Raw genomic sequence first — 16657 nt, 5'->3', positions numbered from 1 at the left:
GCCCTACGCCGACCCACCGTAATGCCCCAACTCTGCTGTCTCGTCGTTCAATATGTGGCCCCATAAGGTCTACACCACGTGAGTGGACTAGACCTCTTGAGGGTCGGAGGGTCACACTAGGGCCCGTGAGACATGTCATCGCCCTGGACGTGGGCGGTACCGGAATGAAGGCGGCCCTCGTCGGCGACGACGGCGCCCTGCTGCACCGCGCCCGCCGCGCGACCGGCCGCGAGCACGGCCCCGACGCCGTGGTCGAGGGCATCCTCGGCTTCGCCGCCGAGCTGCGCGCCCACGGCGTCGAGCACTTCGGCGAACCGGCCGCCGCGGCCGGCGTCGCGGTCCCCGGCATCGTCGACGAGAAGCGCGGCACCGCCGTCTACGCGGCCAACCTCGGCTGGCGGGACGTACCGCTGCGCGCCCTGCTCGCCGACCGGCTCGGCGTCCCGGTGGCCCTCGGGCACGACGTGCGGACCGGCGGGCTGGCGGAGGGCCGCATCGGCGCGGGCCGGGGCGCCGACCGGTTCCTGTTCGTGGCGCTGGGCACCGGGATCGCGGGCGCGATCGGTCTGGACGGGCGGGTGGAGTCGGGCGCCCACGGCTTCGCGGGCGAGATCGGCCACGTCGTCGTACGGCCCCGGGGCGTGCCCTGTCCGTGCGGGCAGCGCGGCTGCCTGGAGCGGTACGGCTCCGCCGCCGCCGTCGGCGAGGCATGGGCGGCGGCCTCGGGGGACCCGGAGGCGGACGCCGCGGGCTGCGCGAAGGCCGTCACGTCCGGTGACCCGAACGCCGTCCGGATCTGGCACGAGGCGGTGGACGCGCTGGCCGACGGGATGGTCACCGCGCTCACCCTGCTGGACCCGCGCACGCTCATCATCGGTGGCGGCCTGGCCGAGGCCGGGGAAGTGTTGTTCACACCGCTGCGGGACGCCGTCCGGCGGCGGGTGACCTTCCAGAAGCTGCCGTCCCTGGTCCCGGCCGCCCTCGGTGACACGGCGGGCTGCCTGGGCGCGGGCCTGCTGGCCCAGGACCTGCTGACGACGGCCACGGCGGCTGCCGCGGCTCCCACGACCGCCACGACTGCGGAGGTAAGCAACTGATGGCCGACGAGCGGGTTCTCACCGGTGCCCAAGTGGTACTGCCCACCGGGGTGGTGCAGGGCGGACGCGTGATCGTCGAGGGTACGACGATCGCGAGCGCCGCCCGCCCGGACGCCGAGGTCATCGACGTAAGCGGCCACTGGCTGGTCCCCGGCTTCGTGGACCTGCACAACCACGGCGGCGGCGGGGCCTCCTTCTCGGGCACCGAGGACGAGGTGCTGACGGCCCTGCACACCCACCGTCGGCACGGCACGACCACCCTCGTCGCCTCCACCGTCACCGACGAGATGGACTTCCTGGTCCGCCAGGCCGGGCTGCTGTCGGAGCTGGCCGAACAGGGCGACGTCGCCGGCATCCACTTCGAGGGACCGTTCATCTCACCGTGCCGCAAGGGCGCCCACGCCGAGGAGCTGCTGCGCGACCCGGACCCGGCGGAGGTGCGCAAGCTGATCGAGGCGGCCCGCGGACAGGCCAGGATGGTCACCCTGGCCACCGAACTGCCCGGCGGCATCGACTCCGTACGGCTGCTCGCGGAGCAGGGCGTGATCGCGGCGGTCGGGCACACGGACGCGACGTACGAGCAGACGGCCGCGGCCATCGACGCGGGCGCCACCGTCGCCACCCACCTCTTCAACGCGATGCCCGCCCTCGGGCACCGCTCCCCCGGCCCCGTCGCCGCCCTGCTGGAGGACGAGCGGGTCACGGTCGAGCTGATCAACGACGGCACCCATCTGCACCCGGCCGCGCTGGAGCTGGCGTTCCGTCACGCGGGCGCCGGGCGGGTGGCCTTCATCACGGACGCGATGGACGCGGCCGGCATCGGCGACGGCCGCTACATGCTGGGCCCGCTGGAGGTGGAGGTCAGCGAGGGCGTGGCCCGGCTGGTGCACGGCGGCTCGATCGCGGGCTCCACGCTGACCCTGGACCGCGCCTTCAAACGGGCGGTGACGGTCGACGGGCTGAGCGTCGAGGACACGGTGGCGGCCCTGTCGGCCAACCCGGCCCGGCTGCTGGGCGTGGACGACTCCATCGGCTCCCTGGAGCCCGGCAAGAAGGCGGACCTGGTGCTGCTGGACGAGAACTTCGACGTCAAGGGTGTGATGCGGCACGGGGAATGGGTGGTGGCGCCCCAACTGGCCTGATCCGTCCCCCTGGGCCGGTCGTCGTCTCTTTGACATGATCGGCCCCGGAAATCGGAAGCCACGCGTCAGCGTCCGAGGGGAGGTCGGCCCGGGTGATCCTCACGGTCACACTCAACACCGCTCTCGACATCACCTATCGCGTACGGTCCCTGCGGCCGCACGCCTCCCACCGCGTCTCGGACGTCCTCGAACGGCCGGGCGGCAAGGGCCTGAACGTGGCCCGGGTGCTGGCGGCCCTCGGCCACGAGGTGACGGCCGCCGGGTTCGCGGGCGGCGCCACCGGCCGGACGGTGCGCGACCGGCTGACGGACACCCCCAGGGTGCGGGACGCGCTGACACCGGTCGCCGGGCCGACCCGGCGCACGATAGCCGTGGTGGACGAACTGACCGGTGACACGACTCAGTTGAACGAACCGGGCCCCCAGGTCACGCCGGCCGAGTGGGCCGCCTTCCAGGAGCGGTACGCCGAACTCCTGGACGGCGCCTCGGCGGTGGCGCTGTGCGGCAGCCTGCCGCCGGGGGTTCCGGTGGGGGCGTACGCGGGGCTGATACGGGCGGCGCGCACCGTCGGCGTCCCCGTCCTCCTCGACACCAGCGGGGAGGCGCTGCGGCGCGGGGTGGCGGCCCGCCCCGACATCGTCAAGCCGAACGCCGGGGAACTGGCCGAGCTGACGGGCTCGCACGACCCGGCACGGGCCACCGAGGACGCGCGCAGGCGCGGGGCCCGGGCCGTGGTCGCCTCCCTGGGGGCGGAGGGCCTGCTGGCGGTCACTCCGCAGGGCCGCTGGCACGCCGCCCCGCCCGCCCGGGTCCACGGCAACCCGGCCGGAGCGGGTGACTCGGCGGTCGCGGGCCTGCTGTCGGGGCTGGTGGAGCGGCTGCCGTGGCCGGACCGGCTGGCCCGGGCGGTCGCCTTGTCGGCGGCGACCGTACGGGCGCCCGCCGCCGGGGAGTTCGACCGGGGGACGTACGAGCAGCTGGCCGGACGTGTGCCCGTCACCTTCAGCCGCGTCGCCTGATCCCCCCAGCCGTTTGGCCGGCCTAGTGCCGCGGCAGGCAACGTTTGCCCGTCAAGGAGCGGCGTCCGGTGCGTGCTCTGGGGGTCCCCCCGGCCGGAGGCTGGGGGAGTGCCGGCCGGAAGGCCTCGTACTGGACGTACTTGGACTTTCGTCCGGCGCGGCGAAGGGGGTCCCCCCGCCCGAGGCGGCGAAGCCGGTTCGAGGGCGGGGGCGCGTGCCGGGCGTCGCGACGGGGCGAACGCTGCCTGTTGCGGCACTAGCTGTCCCGCTTGACCTGGCCCTTCTTCAGCCAGAACTGGTCCAGCAGCACATTGCACTTGTCGCCGGCCTGGCAGGACAGCGAGATGGTGTTCGGGCCCTTCTTCAGGGTCGGCCAGGCGTAGGTCTCCATCCAGGCCTGCGCGGGGTCGTGGATGCCCGCGAAGTTACGCAGATTGAGCTTGCTGCCGTACGTCTTGCCGTTGATGGTGAGCGTCATCGACTGGTCGTCACCAGGGTTGTTGAACCGGGCGAAGAGGGTGTACGTCCCGTCGTCGGGGATGTCGTTCACCGTCCAGGTCACCGAGGCGCCGACCTGGTTCAGCCCGCCCACGTAGGTGCCGCCCGCGCCCTGCGCGCCGGTGACGCCCGTGGCCGGGGCCGCGCCGCCCGCCAGCTGGACGGACTTGTCCGCGGCGTCGACCTTGGGCAGCTCGCCGGCGTTCGCCGGGTTGCTGCCCGACGGGCTCGGGGAGGCGTTCTGCGACTGGGACGGAGAACTGCCCGCCGTGCCGCCGGACTTCTTGCCCGAGTCACCGTTGAGCATGGCCACGCTGATGCCGATGACGACCGCGGCGACCACCGCAATCGCGCCGATCAGCAGGCCCTTGGTGTTCGGACCGCGCCGACCGCCGCCACCGCTGCCCTGCGCGGGCTGCCGGCCGGTGGGCGGCGCGCCGCCGGGCAGGGTCTCCGGGGCCTGGTAGTAGGCGTTCGGCTGGGTGTACGTCCCCGGCTGCTGGGGGACGGTCGACTGCTGGCCGTAGGGCGCCTGCTGCTGGCCGTACTGACGCTCGCCGACGGCACGCACCCGGCTGACCGCGTTCGGGTAGCCGTAGCCACCGGAGCCGGACGGCGGCTGGGCACCTCTGGCCTGGCCGTCGGCGTACAGATAGCCGAACGGGTCGTCGTCCTCGGGCGTGCTCGCGCCGTTGTTGCCGGGCGTCATCCCTTGCTACTCCTCAGCGGTACGGGCAGATGCGGTACAGGTACGGAATACCGAGCCTACCCGCTCTCGCTGGCCCAAACGGGTGACTCCGACCGCATCAACTCACTGACCTGCGGATCATCCCGCGCGGCGATGCTGTTTGGGACGAGATCGTTTCTCGACGTACATCCGTTCGTCAGCGGATTTCAGCACCTCGTCCGCGGTCATGCCGCAGTGGGCCCACCCGATGCCGAAGCTGGCGCCCACCCGGACGGCCCGGCCCTCGGCCCGGATCGGCTGGATGATCTCGTTGCGCAGGCGTACGGCCAGGTCCTGGGCGTCGGCCTGGCCGAGGCCGTCGGCGAGGATCACGAACTCGTCGCCGCCGAGCCGGGCCACCGTGTCCCCGTCGCGCACCGCGCGCGAGAGCCTGCGGGCGACCTCGATGAGGACGGCGTCGCCCGCGTTGTGCCCGAAGCGGTCGTTGATCGACTTGAAGCCGTCGAGGTCGCAGAAGAGCACCGCGAGCCCCTTGGTGCCGTCGTCGCGGTCGTTCTCGGGGGCGGCGGTGTGCACATGGTGGTCGTAGCCTTCGTACGACTCCGCGCCCGAGGCGAAGTCGAAACCGTGGCCGTTGGCGTCGAAGGCGGGGTGGCCGTAGGCCGCGTCCAGGGAGTCCAGCCCGCCGGCGTGCGCCGGGCGCGGGCAGATCCGGGCCGACAGGCGTGAGCGCAGCTCGGCGGAGTTCGGCAGGCCGGTGAGAGAGTCGTGGGAGGCGCGGTGGGCGAGCTGCAGCTCGCGGCGCTTGCGCTCCTCTATGTCCTCCACGTGGGTGAGCAGGAAGCGTGGGCCGTCGGCGGCGTCGGCGACGACGGAGTTGCGCAGCGAGACCCACACGTAGGTGCCGTCGCGGCGGCCGAGGCGCAGTTCCGCGCGCCCGCCCTCCGCCGAGGTCCTGAGCAGCGTGCCGATGTCCTCGGGGTGCACCAGGTCGGAGAAGGCGTAGCGGCGCATCGCGGAGGCCGGGCGGCCGAGCAGCCGGCAGAGCGCGTCGTTGGAGCGCAGTATGCGCCCGTGCTGGTCGCCGCCCATCTCGGCGATGGCCATGCCGGAGGGGGCGTACTCGAACGCCTGCCTAAAGCTTTCCTCGCTGGCCCTGAGCGCCTGCTGCTCGCGCTCCAGGCGGACCAGGGCGCGCTGCATGTTGGCCCGCAGCCGGGCGTTGCTGATGGCGATGGCGGCCTGGAAGGCGTACATCTGCAGCGCCTCGCGCCCCCAGGCGCCCGGGTGCCGGCCGTTGCGCGGGCGGTCCACGGAGAGCACGCCGAGGAGTTCACCGCAGGCACCGCCGGGCGCGCCGGGGGTGTACATCGGCGCGAAGAGCCGGTCGGAGGGGTGCCACTCGTCCTCGAAGCGGGGCGCGGGCCCGTCGGTGTACCACTGCGGGACGTCGTCGTCGTCGAGCACCCAGCCCTCGGTGTGCGGTATGAACCGCAGGTCACCCCAGGCCTCGCCCATGTTCAGCCGCCGGTCCCAGGAGGCGCGGGAGCCGACCCGGCCGGTGATCAGGGCCTCGGCGGCGGAGTTCCCGGCGAAGGCGGCGACGACGAGGTCTCCGTCGGGGCGCACGAGGTTCACGCACGCCATCTCGTACCCGAGGGCGTGTACGACGCCGTCGGCGACCGTCTGCAGTGTGTCCGCCAGGCTGCGTGCCGTGTTCATGTCGGCCATGACCTGGTGCAGCTGCCGGAGGGACGCAAGACGGACATACGGCTCCGACTCGGTCTCCATGCTCGCCCTCCCCCCGAGACCTCGCAGCGAATCAAGGGTTCTCTTCGGCTTCCCAGCCACTGAATCACAGCGCGCTGCCCACTCGGTACACAGGGTCAACAATTCCTGCCTCTTGTGACTCAAGTCACAGGGGAACGTGAACAATTGAGTGGAGTTTCTGCGTTTTTCCCGTGCGCTTACTGAACGCAGGCTTTGTGGTCCTTCAGTGGGGTCCTTCCGCGGTCCTTCCGCGGTCCTTCTGCGGTCCTTCTGTGGTCCTAGGACCCGCCTCGGCCGAAGGCCCGATGCGGCCCGGCCGGTTGCGAGATTAGCGTTTCCGGCGTGCTGAAGACTCCCGCCCTCACCGCCACCGCCGCCACCGGGCATGCTGAGGGGGTGAGCAACGACGAGTTCCGGGCCGCGATGTCCCGGCTGGCCGCCGGCGTGGTGCTGGTGACCGCGCAGGAACCGCCGCTCGACCCCGACGACCCCGGGGCACCGGCCGGGGAGGACGTCGGCATGACCGCGACCGCCTTCCTCTCGGTCTCCCTCGACCCGCCGCTGGTGCTGGTCAGCCTGCGGGAGGGCTCCCGCATGGACGATCTGCTCGACGAACAGCCGCTGTGGGCGGTGTCCGTCCTGACCGAGAGCCAGCGCCACATCGCAGGCCGCTTCGCCATGAAGGGGCGCATCAGCGACCGGCTGCTGTTCGAGGACATCGCCCACGCGCGCGGGGAGGCCTCCGGGGCCCCGCTGGTGGGCGGCGCGCTGGCGACGCTGGAGTGCCGGACCGAGCAGCGGGTGGCGGCCGGGGACCACACGCTGGTGATCGGCCGGGTGCTGACCGCGCGGGTGCCGAGCGCGGAGGGCGGCCCGCTGCTGTATTTCCGGGGCCGTTACCGTCAGTTGGGATAGCGGGCCGCCGTCCGGGAATTCCGTGGCGCCTTTGTGAAGGGCGTGTCTAAGGTGCCCGGATGACACCCCGTCTCGAAGAAGTGACCCCAGGGAATTTCGACGCCGCGCTCGCCATTCGGGTCCGGCCCGACCAGGAGCACGCGGTCTCCCCCGTGGTCAACTCCCTGGCCGAGGCGTACGTCCACCCCGCCGGCGTCGCCTGGCCCCGGCTGATCGTCGACGACGGCCGTCCGGTGGGCTTCCTGATGGCCTTCCTCGACATCGACTGGCACGGCGACGGCAGCGTGCGCCGCTCCGGCCTGTGGCGGCTGAACATCGCGGCCGGGGAACAGGGCCGCGGCTACGGCCGCTTCGCGGTGGAGGCGGTCGGCACGAAGATCCGCCGCCGCGGCGGCAAGGACCTCTACGTCACCTGGCACCCGGGACCGACCGGCCCGGAGGGCTTCTACCTGGGCCTCGGCTTCCGCACGACGGGCGAGACGAGCGGGGACCAGACGGTGGGGGTGCTGGAGCTGGGGTGACTACACCCAGCCTCGGCCCGTGCGGCCGCGTTTCGTCTCCGCACGCTGCTTCTTCTCCCGCAGGCGCCGCTCGTTGATCCCGCGCGGGATGCGGGTGGGGCGGCGCGGCTTGGGCGGGGGCGCGGTCGCCTCGGCGAGGAGGGCCGCGAGGCGTACGGCGGCGGTCTCGCGGTTGCGCCACTGGGACCGGTGCTCGGAGGACCGTACGGTCACGACCCCGTCGACGAGCCGGCCGGCCAGCCGCTCCAGCGCCCGCTCCTTCCACACCTGGGGCAGGGCCTCGGTGTTCGCCAGGTCGAAGCGCAGCTCCACCTGCGAGTCGCTGGTGTTCACATGCTGTCCGCCGGGCCCCGAGGAACGCGAGAAACGCCAGTTCAGCTCCGGCTCGGGCAGGGAGACGGAACCGCGGATGACGTAAGGACCGGACATGACGTCCATGTTCCCGCCTCCGTCCGGTCCACGTCACTCGAATTAGCGAGCATCGAGTCGGCGGTCATCGGGTCGGCGGTCATCGGGTCGGCGGTCATCGGGTCGGCGGCTTCGAGGTTGGTAAAAAAGGTAAAGGAATCTGGAACCATGGGCGGGCCCCCGGCGTTCTCCCCGATGACGGTAGCTTCAAGCGCGCACACCTGGCGCACACGTACTTCAGGAAGGGACTCCCAACATGGCTGTAAGCCTGTCCAAGGGTGGCAACGTCTCGCTCACCAAGGAGGCTCCGGGCCTGACCGCCGTCACCGTGGGCCTCGGCTGGGACGTCCGCACCACCACCGGCACGGACTTCGACCTCGACGCCTCCGCGATCGCGGTCAACGGGCAGGGCAAGGTCTACTCGGACGCCCACTTCGTCTTCTTCAACAACAAGCAGACCCCGGACAGCTCCATCGTCCACACCGGTGACAACCGCACCGGCGAGGGCGAGGGCGACGACGAGTCCATCAACGTCAACCTCGCGGCCCTCCCCGCCGACATCGACAAGATCGTCTTCCCGGTCTCCATCTACGACGCGGACAACCGCGGCCAGAACTTCGGCCAGGTCCGCAACGCCTACATCCGCATCGTCAACCAGGCCGGCGGCACCGAGATCGCCCGCTACGACCTCTCCGAGGACGCCGCCACGGAGACCGCCATGGTCTTCGGCGAGCTGTACCGCAACGGCGCCGAGTGGAAGTTCCGCGCGGTCGGCCAGGGCTACGCGTCCGGCCTGGTCGGCATCGCCCAGGACTTCGGCGTCAACGTCTGACGGACGGACACCGTACGACGTCCCGCGGGGCCTTCTGGCCGTGCCCCGCGGGACGCGGCCGGAACGCTCGGCGGAAGCCCTGACGGGCCGTCCTCACGGACGCGCCGGCTTGCCGTCCCCGTACAGCCAGTCCTTCCAGATCTCGCCGAAGTCCTTGCCGGGCGCCATCTTCTCCACGTAGGCCGTGAACTCGGCGGTGTCCACGGTGCCGTGGCGGTGGGCCGCCGCCCAGCCCTGGACGATGGCGTGGAACCGGTCGTCGCCGACCGTCTGACGGATCTTGTGCAGGACCATCGCGCCGCGCTCGTAGACCGGGTGGTCGGAGATGTGCGCGGCGCCGCTCGGCTTCGCCGGCGGAAAGGCCCAGATGGAGTTCGGATCGTCGAGGCCGTAGGTGCCGTCGTAGAGCGCGGTGAAGGTCTGCTGGCAGGTGTCGCCGCCGTGGTCCTCCTCCCACAGCCACTCGGCGTACGTCGCGAACCCCTCGTTGAGCCACATGTCCTGCCAGGACCGGGGTGTGGCGGAGTCGCCGTACCACTCGTGGGCCAGTTCGTGGACGAGGGTCCCGGTCTCGGGGGCGCCGGGGAAGACGGGGCGGTTCTGGGTCTCCAGGGCGTAGCCGGCGTCGTCCGGGCGGTCGACGATCGCGCCGGTGGAGGAGAAGGGGTAGGGGCCGAAGTTGTCCTCCTCCCACTGGATGATCCCGGGCAGCTTCGCCAGCACCTCCTGGCTCGCCTTGGACTGCGTGGGGTCGACGGCGATGTAGACGGGCAGGCCGTGCGGGCCGGTCGTGCGGGTGATGTCGAAGTGGCCGATGGCGACCGTGGCGAGGTAGCTCGCCATCGGCTCGGCCGTGTGCCAGGAGAACGTCGTACGGTCGCCCTTCGTCGTCTCGCTCCGCAACTCTCCGTTGGAGACGGCCTGCAGGCCCTTCGGCACGGTCACCGTGATGTCGTACGACGCCTTGTCGGAGGGGTGGTCGTTGCCGGGGAACCAGGCCATGGAGCCGACGGGCTCACCGAGGGCGAGGGCGCCGTCGGCGGTGGGCAGCCAGCCCTCCTTGGAGCCGTCGGGGTCGGTGAGGGTCTGCGGGGTGCCGGAGTAGCGGACCGTGGTCGAGAAGGTCCCGCCCCTGGCCAGGTCGTCGTGGGGGCGGACGGTCAGTTCCTGGCCGGCGCGGTTCCAGCGGGCCCGGCTGCCGTCCACGGACACCGACTCGACGCGCAGGCCCGCGAAGTCGAGGTCGAAGGCGGACAGGGCCCGGGTGGCGCGGGCGGTGATCACCGCCTGGCCGGTGAGGTGACGGCCGCCGGGGTCGTAGGACAGGGTGAGGGCGTAGTGGGTGACGTGGTAGCCGCCGTTGCCGGCCTTCGGGAAGTACGGGTCGCGCACGCCGGAGCCGCCCGGGGTGCCGTGGACGCCGATGCCGGCGCCGCACGCGCCGAGGGCCAGGGGCAGCGTGAGCGCGAGAAGGGCGGCGGCCCCCGGGGCAGGGCGCACGGATCGGGACATGACAGCGATCTTATGAGCGGTCGGTGCCTGAGCGTGGTGTTCGCCGTGACACCATCTCCCCGTGCTCGACATCGGCTACGCCCTCTCCAACCGCTTCCCGGACCCGCCCCAGACCGACTACCGCCGCGCCGACGTCCGCGCGCTGCGGCACGACCTGTTCTGCGGGGACGTCTACCTCGCCGACACCAAGGCGGACCGGGAGCTGTCCACAGCCTGGGGATGGGTGCCGGTGCTCGACTTCGCCTGGGCGCTGTGCGACATCGCCGAGCAGCTGGACCGGGACCCGGCCGGCTCCCGCGCCTCCCGCCCCCAGCACGCGGAACTCGACTTCACCGAGTCCACCGACCGCATGCTCTTCGAGCGCCGCTTCGGATGGGTGGACATCGAGTCCGACTGGATGCCGGCCGAGGAGCCCCCGCTCACCTTCTCCCACGCCGAACTCCGCCGCGAAGCACGGGACTTCCTGCACGACCTGATCGCCGACCTCACCGACCTCCACGAGGACCTGTCGGAGAACCCGGCGATCTGGACCCTCCAGGCCCGCTTTCCCCGCGTCCGGTAGCCAAGCCCTCAGTCCCGCACCCGGATCCCCATCCCGGCTGCCAGCACCGGTGCCAGATCCAGCAGCTGCCCCGTGCTGATCACCGCCCCCGCCAGCCGCTCCACCCCACGGGCGATCTCCAGCGAGGCGACCCCGCGCAGGTCCACGTCCGTCATCGTCACGCCCGTGAAGTCCACCCCCTTCAACACGCAGTCGGTGAACTCGACGCGCTCCAGGCGGGCGCCGCCGAAGTCGGGCTCGTTCAGGACGCAGCCCTCGAAGACCACGTCGCGGACCCTGGCCGTGCGGAGATTGAGATAGTCGATCTTGCCGCCGCGGATCAGGACCCGTTCCAGGACCGCCCCGTGCAGTTGCGTACCGCCCAGGCGGGGGTCGACCAGTTCGACGTCACGGAGCGTCGCCCCGGACAGATCCGTGCCCACGCCCCGTATCCCCGACCACACCGAGTCCAGCACACGCGCATGGCTCAGCCGGGTCTCGTCGAAGGCGCAGCCCCGCACCGCACAGTCCAGGAAGCGGGCACCCCCGCCGTCCTGGCCGGCGAAGTCCGCCTCCACGAACTCCAGCCCGTCGTAGTCCCCGTCCGGCTCCAGCTCGCCGGCCCGCCAGGGCCCCAGCGGCGGCAGCCGCACCTCCGGACGCCGCGCCGCCTTCACCCCGGCCGTCCCGGCCCCCTCAGCAGTCCTCTTGCTCGCCATGCCTCCATCGTGCACCCCACCACTGACAGTCAGTGCCGCCCGGCCACCCGGTCCGCCCACCGCGCCAGGTGCGAGGACTCCCCGCTCGGACGCAGACGTTCACGCCGGTCGGCGGTGCGGTAGGTGGCGTACATCGCCTGCACGCCCAGCCAGCGCAGCGGCTCCGGTTCCCACTTGCGGACCTTGTGGTTCACCCACGGCAGGTCGGTCAGCTCCGTCCGGCCGCCGTGCCCGGAGTCCAGCTGGACCAGATCGCGCAGGGTACGGCCCGCCAGGTTCGTGGTGGCCACGCCCGAACCGACGTAACCACCCGCCCAGCCCAGCCCCGTCGAACGGTCCAGCGTGACCGTCGCGCACCAGTCACGCGGCACCCCAAGCACCCCGGACCACGCGTGCTCGACCCGCACACCCGCCAGCGCCGGGAAGAACCGCACCAGGATCTCCCGCAGCGCCTCCACCGTCGCCTCCTGCGTCCGCCCGTCGTTGTCCGTCCGCGACCCGAACCGGTACGGCACCCCCCGCCCGCCGAGCGCGATCCGCCCGTCTGCGGTCCGCTGGGCGTACATGTAGGCGTGCGCCATGTCCCCCAGCGTCTCCCGCCCCTCCCAGCCGATCGCCGCCCACTGCTCGTCCGTGAGAGGTTCGGTCGCGATCATCGAGGAGTTCATCGGCAGCCAGGTACGCCGCTGGCCCTTGAGGCTCGCCGTGAAACCCTCCGTGCACCGCAGCACGTACGACGCCCGGACCGTGCCGTACGGGGTCACCGCGTGCCCGGGCCGGATCTCCGTCACCGGCGTCGACTCGTGGATCGTCACCCCCAGGGCCTCGACGGCCGCCGCCAGCCCCTTCACCAGCTTCACCGGGTGCAGCCGGGCCCCGTGCGGTGTCCAGGCCGAACCGACCGCGTCCGCCACGCGGATCCGCTCGGCCGTGCGCCGGGCGCCGTACAGCTCGCGGTCCTTCTCGCCGTACGACAGCTCGTGCTCGTGGAAGGCCCTCAGCCGCGCCAGCTGCGCCGGAGTGGTGGCCACCTCCAGGACCCCGCCCTTGTGCACACCGGCGTCGATGCCCTCCGCCTCGGCGACGGCCACCACCTCGTCGACGGTGTCGTTCATCGCCTTCTGCAGCCGTACGGCCGCCTCCCGGCCGTGCAGCCTCGCGTACCGGTCCCGGCCCGCGACGCCGTTGTACAGCCAGCCGCCGTTGCGGCCCGAGGCCCCGTAGCCGCAGAACTTCTGCTCCAGGACGGTGATCCGGAGGAAGGGGGCCGACTTCTTCAGGTAGTACGCGGTCCACAACCCCGTGTACCCGCCACCGACGATCACGACATCGGCGGACGCGTCACCGGACAGCGGCTCCCGGGCCACCGGAATACCGTCGTCCGCGTACCAGAAGGAGATGCCGCCGTTGACGACGACGCTGCTGGGCAAGCTGCTCATGCGCGGACGTTAACCCCTCCGGCCCACCAGTGTCTCCTTCGGATTCCACACTTTTCCGCGCCCTCTGACCAGCGGAAAACACCCGAGACCGATCAGCACGGACACGAAGTGCCCCAGGTCGGTGAAGGTCGCCCCGCTCGTCAACGGCAACCCGAAGACCACCAGCAGCGCCACCAGATACAGGTACCGCCACGGCCACGCGACCCGGTAGACCAGCACCCCCGTCACCCCCGCCAGCGCGTAACTCACCCCGACGTCCAGGGTGTTGACCGCCGAGTACGGGGCGATCCCGTCCCGGATCGCCTTCAGCAGCGCCCCCTCGCTGATCAGTGTCGCCAGCACGTGCGCCGCCCCACACACCGCCAGCCAGCGCGCCGTACCCAGCCAGCGCTCCGCCTGCGCGTGGAAGACCGTGTACAGGAACGCGTACGGCAGCCAGGGCCCCCCGTCGATCCACATCGCGCTCGCCACCAGCACCCGCAGCGGGTTCTTCGACAGTTCGTGGATGTTCGTCGACCGCTGCCTCAGGAAGTGCGTCTCGAACTGCGGCGACATGTGGTGCAGGGCGACGGTCGTCACGAACAGGATGCCCAGCCAGACATAGGTGCCCGGGGCACTGCGGACGTACGCCCACACCCTGTGCAGGCCCCGGTCAATGCGCATGAGGCGATTCACCCACGTAAGTATGGTCGGCCCCGTGATCGACATCCCGAGCGGACTTGCGGCGGCGCAGGAGAAGTACAACGGAGAGGCCGGACGCGCCTTCGTCGCCCGGTTGCCGGACCTGGCGGAAGGCTTCCTCTCCCGGTGGGACCTACGGCTCGACGGGCCCGCCCGGCACGGCGTGGCAGCCCTCGTCCTCCCGGTCCGCCGCGCCGACGAGAGCGCCGCCGTGCTGAAACTCCAGCTCCCCGACGAGGAGACCGAGGGCGAACCGGTGGCCCTGCGCGCCTGGGACGGCGACGGCGCGGTACGCCTCCTCGGCCACGACCCGGCCACCGGCACGATGCTCCTGGAACGCCTCGACGCGACCCGGACCCTCGCCCGCCTCCCCGACACCCGCGAGGCGGTCCTGGTCGTCGCCCGCCTGCTGAACCGCCTGACGGCGACCACGGCCCCGGCGGGGCTCCGCCGCCTCACCGACCTGGCCCGGGCGATGCCGGAGCGCACCCCGGCGGCCCTGGCCCGCATCCCGGACCCGTCGGACCGACGGCTGCTCGCCGACTGCGCGGCCGCCGTACGCGAGGTCGCCGACGACGCTCCCGCCGACCGCCTCGTGCACTGGGACCTCCACTTCGACAACGTCCTCGCCGCCGACCGCGCCCCCTGGCTGGCCATCGACCCCAAGCCCCTGGCCGGGGACCCGGGCTTCGACCTCTGGCCGGCCCTGGTCAACCGCTTCGACGCGACGGAGGTCCGGTGGCGGTTCGACGCGATGACCGAGGTCCTCGGACTGGACCGCGCCCGCGCCCGGGCCTGGACCCTGGGGCGCCTGCTGCAGAACGCCCTCTGGGACACCGGGAACGACCGGCCGCCGGACCCGCGCCACCTGGAGACCGGACGACGACTGCGCGCGTGAGCCCGGGCGCGGGAGCGCGCCTCACACCTCGATGTGCGAGCCCATGATGACGGTGCGGTCGCGGGGGAGGCCGAAGTACTCGGCCGCGTCGGCCGTGATGTAGGAGGTGGCGATGAACAGCCGCTTGCGCCAGGGAGCCATCGTGGCTGACTTGCCGCGCCGCAGGTCGATCTTCGACAGGAAGTAGGAGGCCTGGTCGAGGTCCAGCGGCCCTTCGGTCCGGGCCGGCGGGAGCGCGGCCAGGGTGCTGGGCACGTCCGGTGTCTCCATGTAGCCGAACCGGGCGGTGACGTGGATGATCCCGTCGTCGGTGTAGCCGAGGTCGTCGACGGTGATCCGCCGGTCGTCCGGCACGCGGGGCACGGGCTCGGTCTCCAGGGACAGGATCACGACCTGGTCGTGGCGTACGTGGTTGTGCTCGACGTTGGCCCGCATGGCGAGGGGCGCGGTCTGCTTGCCCCGGTTGAGGAAGACCGCCGTGCCCGGGATCCGGCGGGTGGGCACCTTCCCGGAGCGCAGGTCGTCGATGAACTCGGGCAGCGGCCCCTCCAGCCGTGCCCGCTCCGCGGTGACGATCTCGCGGCCGCGCTGCCAGGTCGTCATGACCGTGAACGCGGTGACGCCGATCAGCAGCGGCAGCCACGCGCCGTGGACGAACTTGGTCATGTTGGCCGCCAGGAACAGCAGGTCCACGAAGAGCAGCACACCCGCTCCGATGGCGACCAGCCACTTGGGCGTGCCCCATTTCGCCCGGGCGACGTAGAAGAACAGCAGAGTGGTGATGGTGATGGTGCCGGTGACCGCCATGCCGAACGCGAAGGCCAGCGCGGCGGAGCTGCGGAAGGCGAAGACCAGGGTGAGGACCGAGACCATCAGCAGCCAGTTGATCCACGGCACGTAGATCTGGCCGATGGTGGATTCGGACGTGTGCGCGATCCGCAGCCTCGGCAGATAGCCGAGCTGGGCGGCCTGGGAGGTGACCGAGTACGCGCCGGTGATCACGGCCTGCGAGGCGATCACCGTGGCCGCCGTGGCCAGTACGACCATCGGCAGCCGCCCCCAGCCGGGTGTGAGCAGGAAGAACGGGCTGCTGACGTTGTGCGGACCGGCGAGGATCAGCGCGCCCTGCCCGAAGTAGCTCAGGACGCAGGCGGGGAAGACGAGGAACAGCCAGGCCCGGGTGATCGCCCGGCGGCCGAAGTGCCCCATGTCGGCGTACAGCGCCTCGGCGCCGGTGACCGCGAGCACGACCGCCGCCAGGGCGAAGAACGCGGTGCCGAAGTGGCCGAACAGGAAGCCCAGGGCGTAGGTGGGGGACAGCGCCCTGAGGATGGCCGGGTGGTCGGCGATGCCGGCGACACCGCAGGCGCCGATGGCCGCGAACCAGACGATCATGACCGGCCCGAACACCCGGCCCACCGCCGCGGTGCCCCGGCGCTGCACCAGGAACAGCAGCACGATGATCACCGCGGTGACGGGAACGACGGCGGTGTCCAGCGAGGGCTGCACGACCTTGAGCCCCTCGACCGCCGACAGCACCGAGATCGCCGGGGTGATCATGCTGTCGCCGAAGAACAGCGACGCGCCGAAGATGCCCAGCGCGGACAGTACGGCGGCGGTCCGTCCGCCCGCTCGCGAGCCCCACCGCCGTACCAGGGTGATCAGCGCCATGATGCCGCCCTCACCGTCATGGTCGGCGCGCATCGCCAGCAGTACGTAGGTGACCAGCACGATGATCACCACCGACCAGAACACCAGCGACACCACGCCGTACACGTTCTGCGCGCTGACCGGCACCGGATGGGGGTCGCTCGGGTCGAAGACGGTCTGGAGGGTGTACAGCGGGCTGGTCCCGATGTCACCGAAGACCACGCCGAGGGCACCGATCACCAGCGCGAGGCGTGCGTCGTCCGTCCCGGTCCCCGGCCGGCGATCGTCCATGGCGGTCCTCCTCACGGGCTGCTGCGCCGCGGACCG

General features: G+C 71.9%; 16 protein-coding genes. 8 read left to right on the top strand and 8 right to left on the bottom strand.

Translation table 11 applies throughout. From position 1 onward, the window contains the following. The first annotated feature begins 125 nt into the window (after positions 1-125). From ACFYMM_RS19605 to ACFYMM_RS19595, 3 genes are all read left to right on the top strand, one after another. On the top strand, positions 126-1097 hold the full coding sequence (locus ACFYMM_RS19605; protein WP_388388100.1) for an ROK family protein: 972 nt from the start codon (positions 126-128) through the stop codon (positions 1095-1097). After that, entirely contained in the window at positions 1097-2239 is a 1143-nt protein-coding gene (gene nagA / locus ACFYMM_RS19600; RefSeq protein WP_388388098.1) for an N-acetylglucosamine-6-phosphate deacetylase, read from the top strand. The genes ACFYMM_RS19605 and nagA overlap by 1 nt, the downstream gene beginning before the upstream one ends. A 92-nt stretch (positions 2240-2331) precedes the next feature. Continuing rightward, positions 2332-3258, top strand: coding sequence for a 1-phosphofructokinase family hexose kinase (locus tag ACFYMM_RS19595; protein WP_388388096.1), 927 nt, complete (start codon positions 2332-2334; stop codon positions 3256-3258). Positions 3259-3514: 256 nt separating this feature from the next. Here the strand turns inward: ACFYMM_RS19595 and ACFYMM_RS19590 are convergent, their stop codons facing one another. Beyond that, positions 3515-4465, bottom strand: coding sequence for a carbohydrate-binding protein (locus ACFYMM_RS19590; protein ID WP_388388094.1), 951 nt, complete (start codon positions 4463-4465; stop codon positions 3515-3517). 117 nt (positions 4466-4582) lie between these two features. Further along, positions 4583-6235 (bottom strand): diguanylate cyclase CdgB, encoded by a 1653-nt coding sequence (gene cdgB, locus ACFYMM_RS19585; protein WP_388388092.1) that lies wholly within the window; start codon positions 6233-6235, stop codon positions 4583-4585. A 375-nt stretch (positions 6236-6610) separates the two neighbouring features. On the opposite strand from cdgB, the gene ACFYMM_RS19580 reads away from it, so the two are divergent. After that, positions 6611-7129 carry a flavin reductase family protein gene (locus ACFYMM_RS19580; protein ID WP_388388540.1) on the top strand — a complete coding sequence of 173 codons (519 nt, stop codon included), beginning with the start codon at positions 6611-6613 and terminating at the stop codon, positions 7127-7129. Between the two features lie 59 nt (positions 7130-7188). Then, a complete protein-coding gene (locus ACFYMM_RS19575; protein ID WP_388388090.1) occupies positions 7189-7650 on the top strand; it encodes a GNAT family N-acetyltransferase in 462 nt (153 codons plus the stop codon). Here the strand turns inward: ACFYMM_RS19575 and arfB are convergent, their stop codons facing one another. Continuing rightward, on the bottom strand, positions 7651-8088 hold the full coding sequence (gene arfB, locus ACFYMM_RS19570) for an alternative ribosome rescue aminoacyl-tRNA hydrolase ArfB (protein WP_388388088.1): 438 nt from the start codon (positions 8086-8088) through the stop codon (positions 7651-7653). Positions 8089-8314: 226 nt separating this feature from the next. On the opposite strand from arfB, the gene ACFYMM_RS19565 reads away from it, so the two are divergent. After that, on the top strand, positions 8315-8890 hold the full coding sequence (locus tag ACFYMM_RS19565) for a TerD family protein (protein ID WP_388388086.1): 576 nt from the start codon (positions 8315-8317) through the stop codon (positions 8888-8890). A 93-nt stretch (positions 8891-8983) separates the two neighbouring features. On the opposite strand, the gene ACFYMM_RS19560 is transcribed toward ACFYMM_RS19565, so the two are convergent. Beyond that, positions 8984-10402 carry a M1 family metallopeptidase gene (locus tag ACFYMM_RS19560; RefSeq protein WP_388388083.1) on the bottom strand — a complete coding sequence of 473 codons (1419 nt, stop codon included), beginning with the start codon at positions 10400-10402 and terminating at the stop codon, positions 8984-8986. Positions 10403-10463: 61 nt separating this feature from the next. On the opposite strand from ACFYMM_RS19560, the gene ACFYMM_RS19555 reads away from it, so the two are divergent. After that, complete coding sequence (locus ACFYMM_RS19555; protein ID WP_388388081.1) at positions 10464-10964, top strand: hypothetical protein; 501 nt, start codon at positions 10464-10466, stop codon at positions 10962-10964. An 8-nt stretch (positions 10965-10972) separates the two neighbouring features. On the opposite strand, the gene ACFYMM_RS19550 is transcribed toward ACFYMM_RS19555, so the two are convergent. The 3 genes from ACFYMM_RS19550 to ACFYMM_RS19540 are packed head-to-tail and all read right to left on the bottom strand — an operon-like array spanning position 10973 to position 13764. Then, on the bottom strand, positions 10973-11662 hold the full coding sequence (locus tag ACFYMM_RS19550; RefSeq protein ID WP_388388079.1) for a pentapeptide repeat-containing protein: 690 nt from the start codon (positions 11660-11662) through the stop codon (positions 10973-10975). A gap of 29 nt (positions 11663-11691) precedes the next feature. Then, positions 11692-13101 carry an NAD(P)/FAD-dependent oxidoreductase gene (locus ACFYMM_RS19545; protein WP_388388078.1) on the bottom strand — a complete coding sequence of 470 codons (1410 nt, stop codon included), beginning with the start codon at positions 13099-13101 and terminating at the stop codon, positions 11692-11694. Between the two features lie 9 nt (positions 13102-13110). Then, complete coding sequence (locus tag ACFYMM_RS19540) at positions 13111-13764, bottom strand: rhomboid-like protein (protein ID WP_388388075.1); 654 nt, start codon at positions 13762-13764, stop codon at positions 13111-13113. A gap of 22 nt (positions 13765-13786) precedes the next feature. On the opposite strand from ACFYMM_RS19540, the gene ACFYMM_RS19535 reads away from it, so the two are divergent. After that, positions 13787-14680, top strand: a complete 894-nt coding sequence (locus tag ACFYMM_RS19535) for an aminoglycoside phosphotransferase family protein (protein WP_388388072.1) — start codon at positions 13787-13789, stop codon at positions 14678-14680. Positions 14681-14701: 21 nt separating this feature from the next. Here the strand turns inward: ACFYMM_RS19535 and ACFYMM_RS19530 are convergent, their stop codons facing one another. Continuing rightward, positions 14702-16621: a potassium transporter Kup gene (locus tag ACFYMM_RS19530; protein ID WP_388388070.1), complete on the bottom strand. Its 1920-nt coding sequence runs from the start codon at positions 16619-16621 to the stop codon at positions 14702-14704. Positions 16622-16657: the final 36 nt, after the last annotated feature.

Origin of the sequence: Streptomyces sp. NPDC006739, assembly GCF_042869815.1 — a bacterium.
In the GTDB taxonomy this organism is placed as follows: Bacteria; Actinomycetota; Actinomycetes; order Streptomycetales; family Streptomycetaceae; genus Streptomyces.
This window is presented reverse-complemented; position numbering and strand designations above follow the sequence as displayed.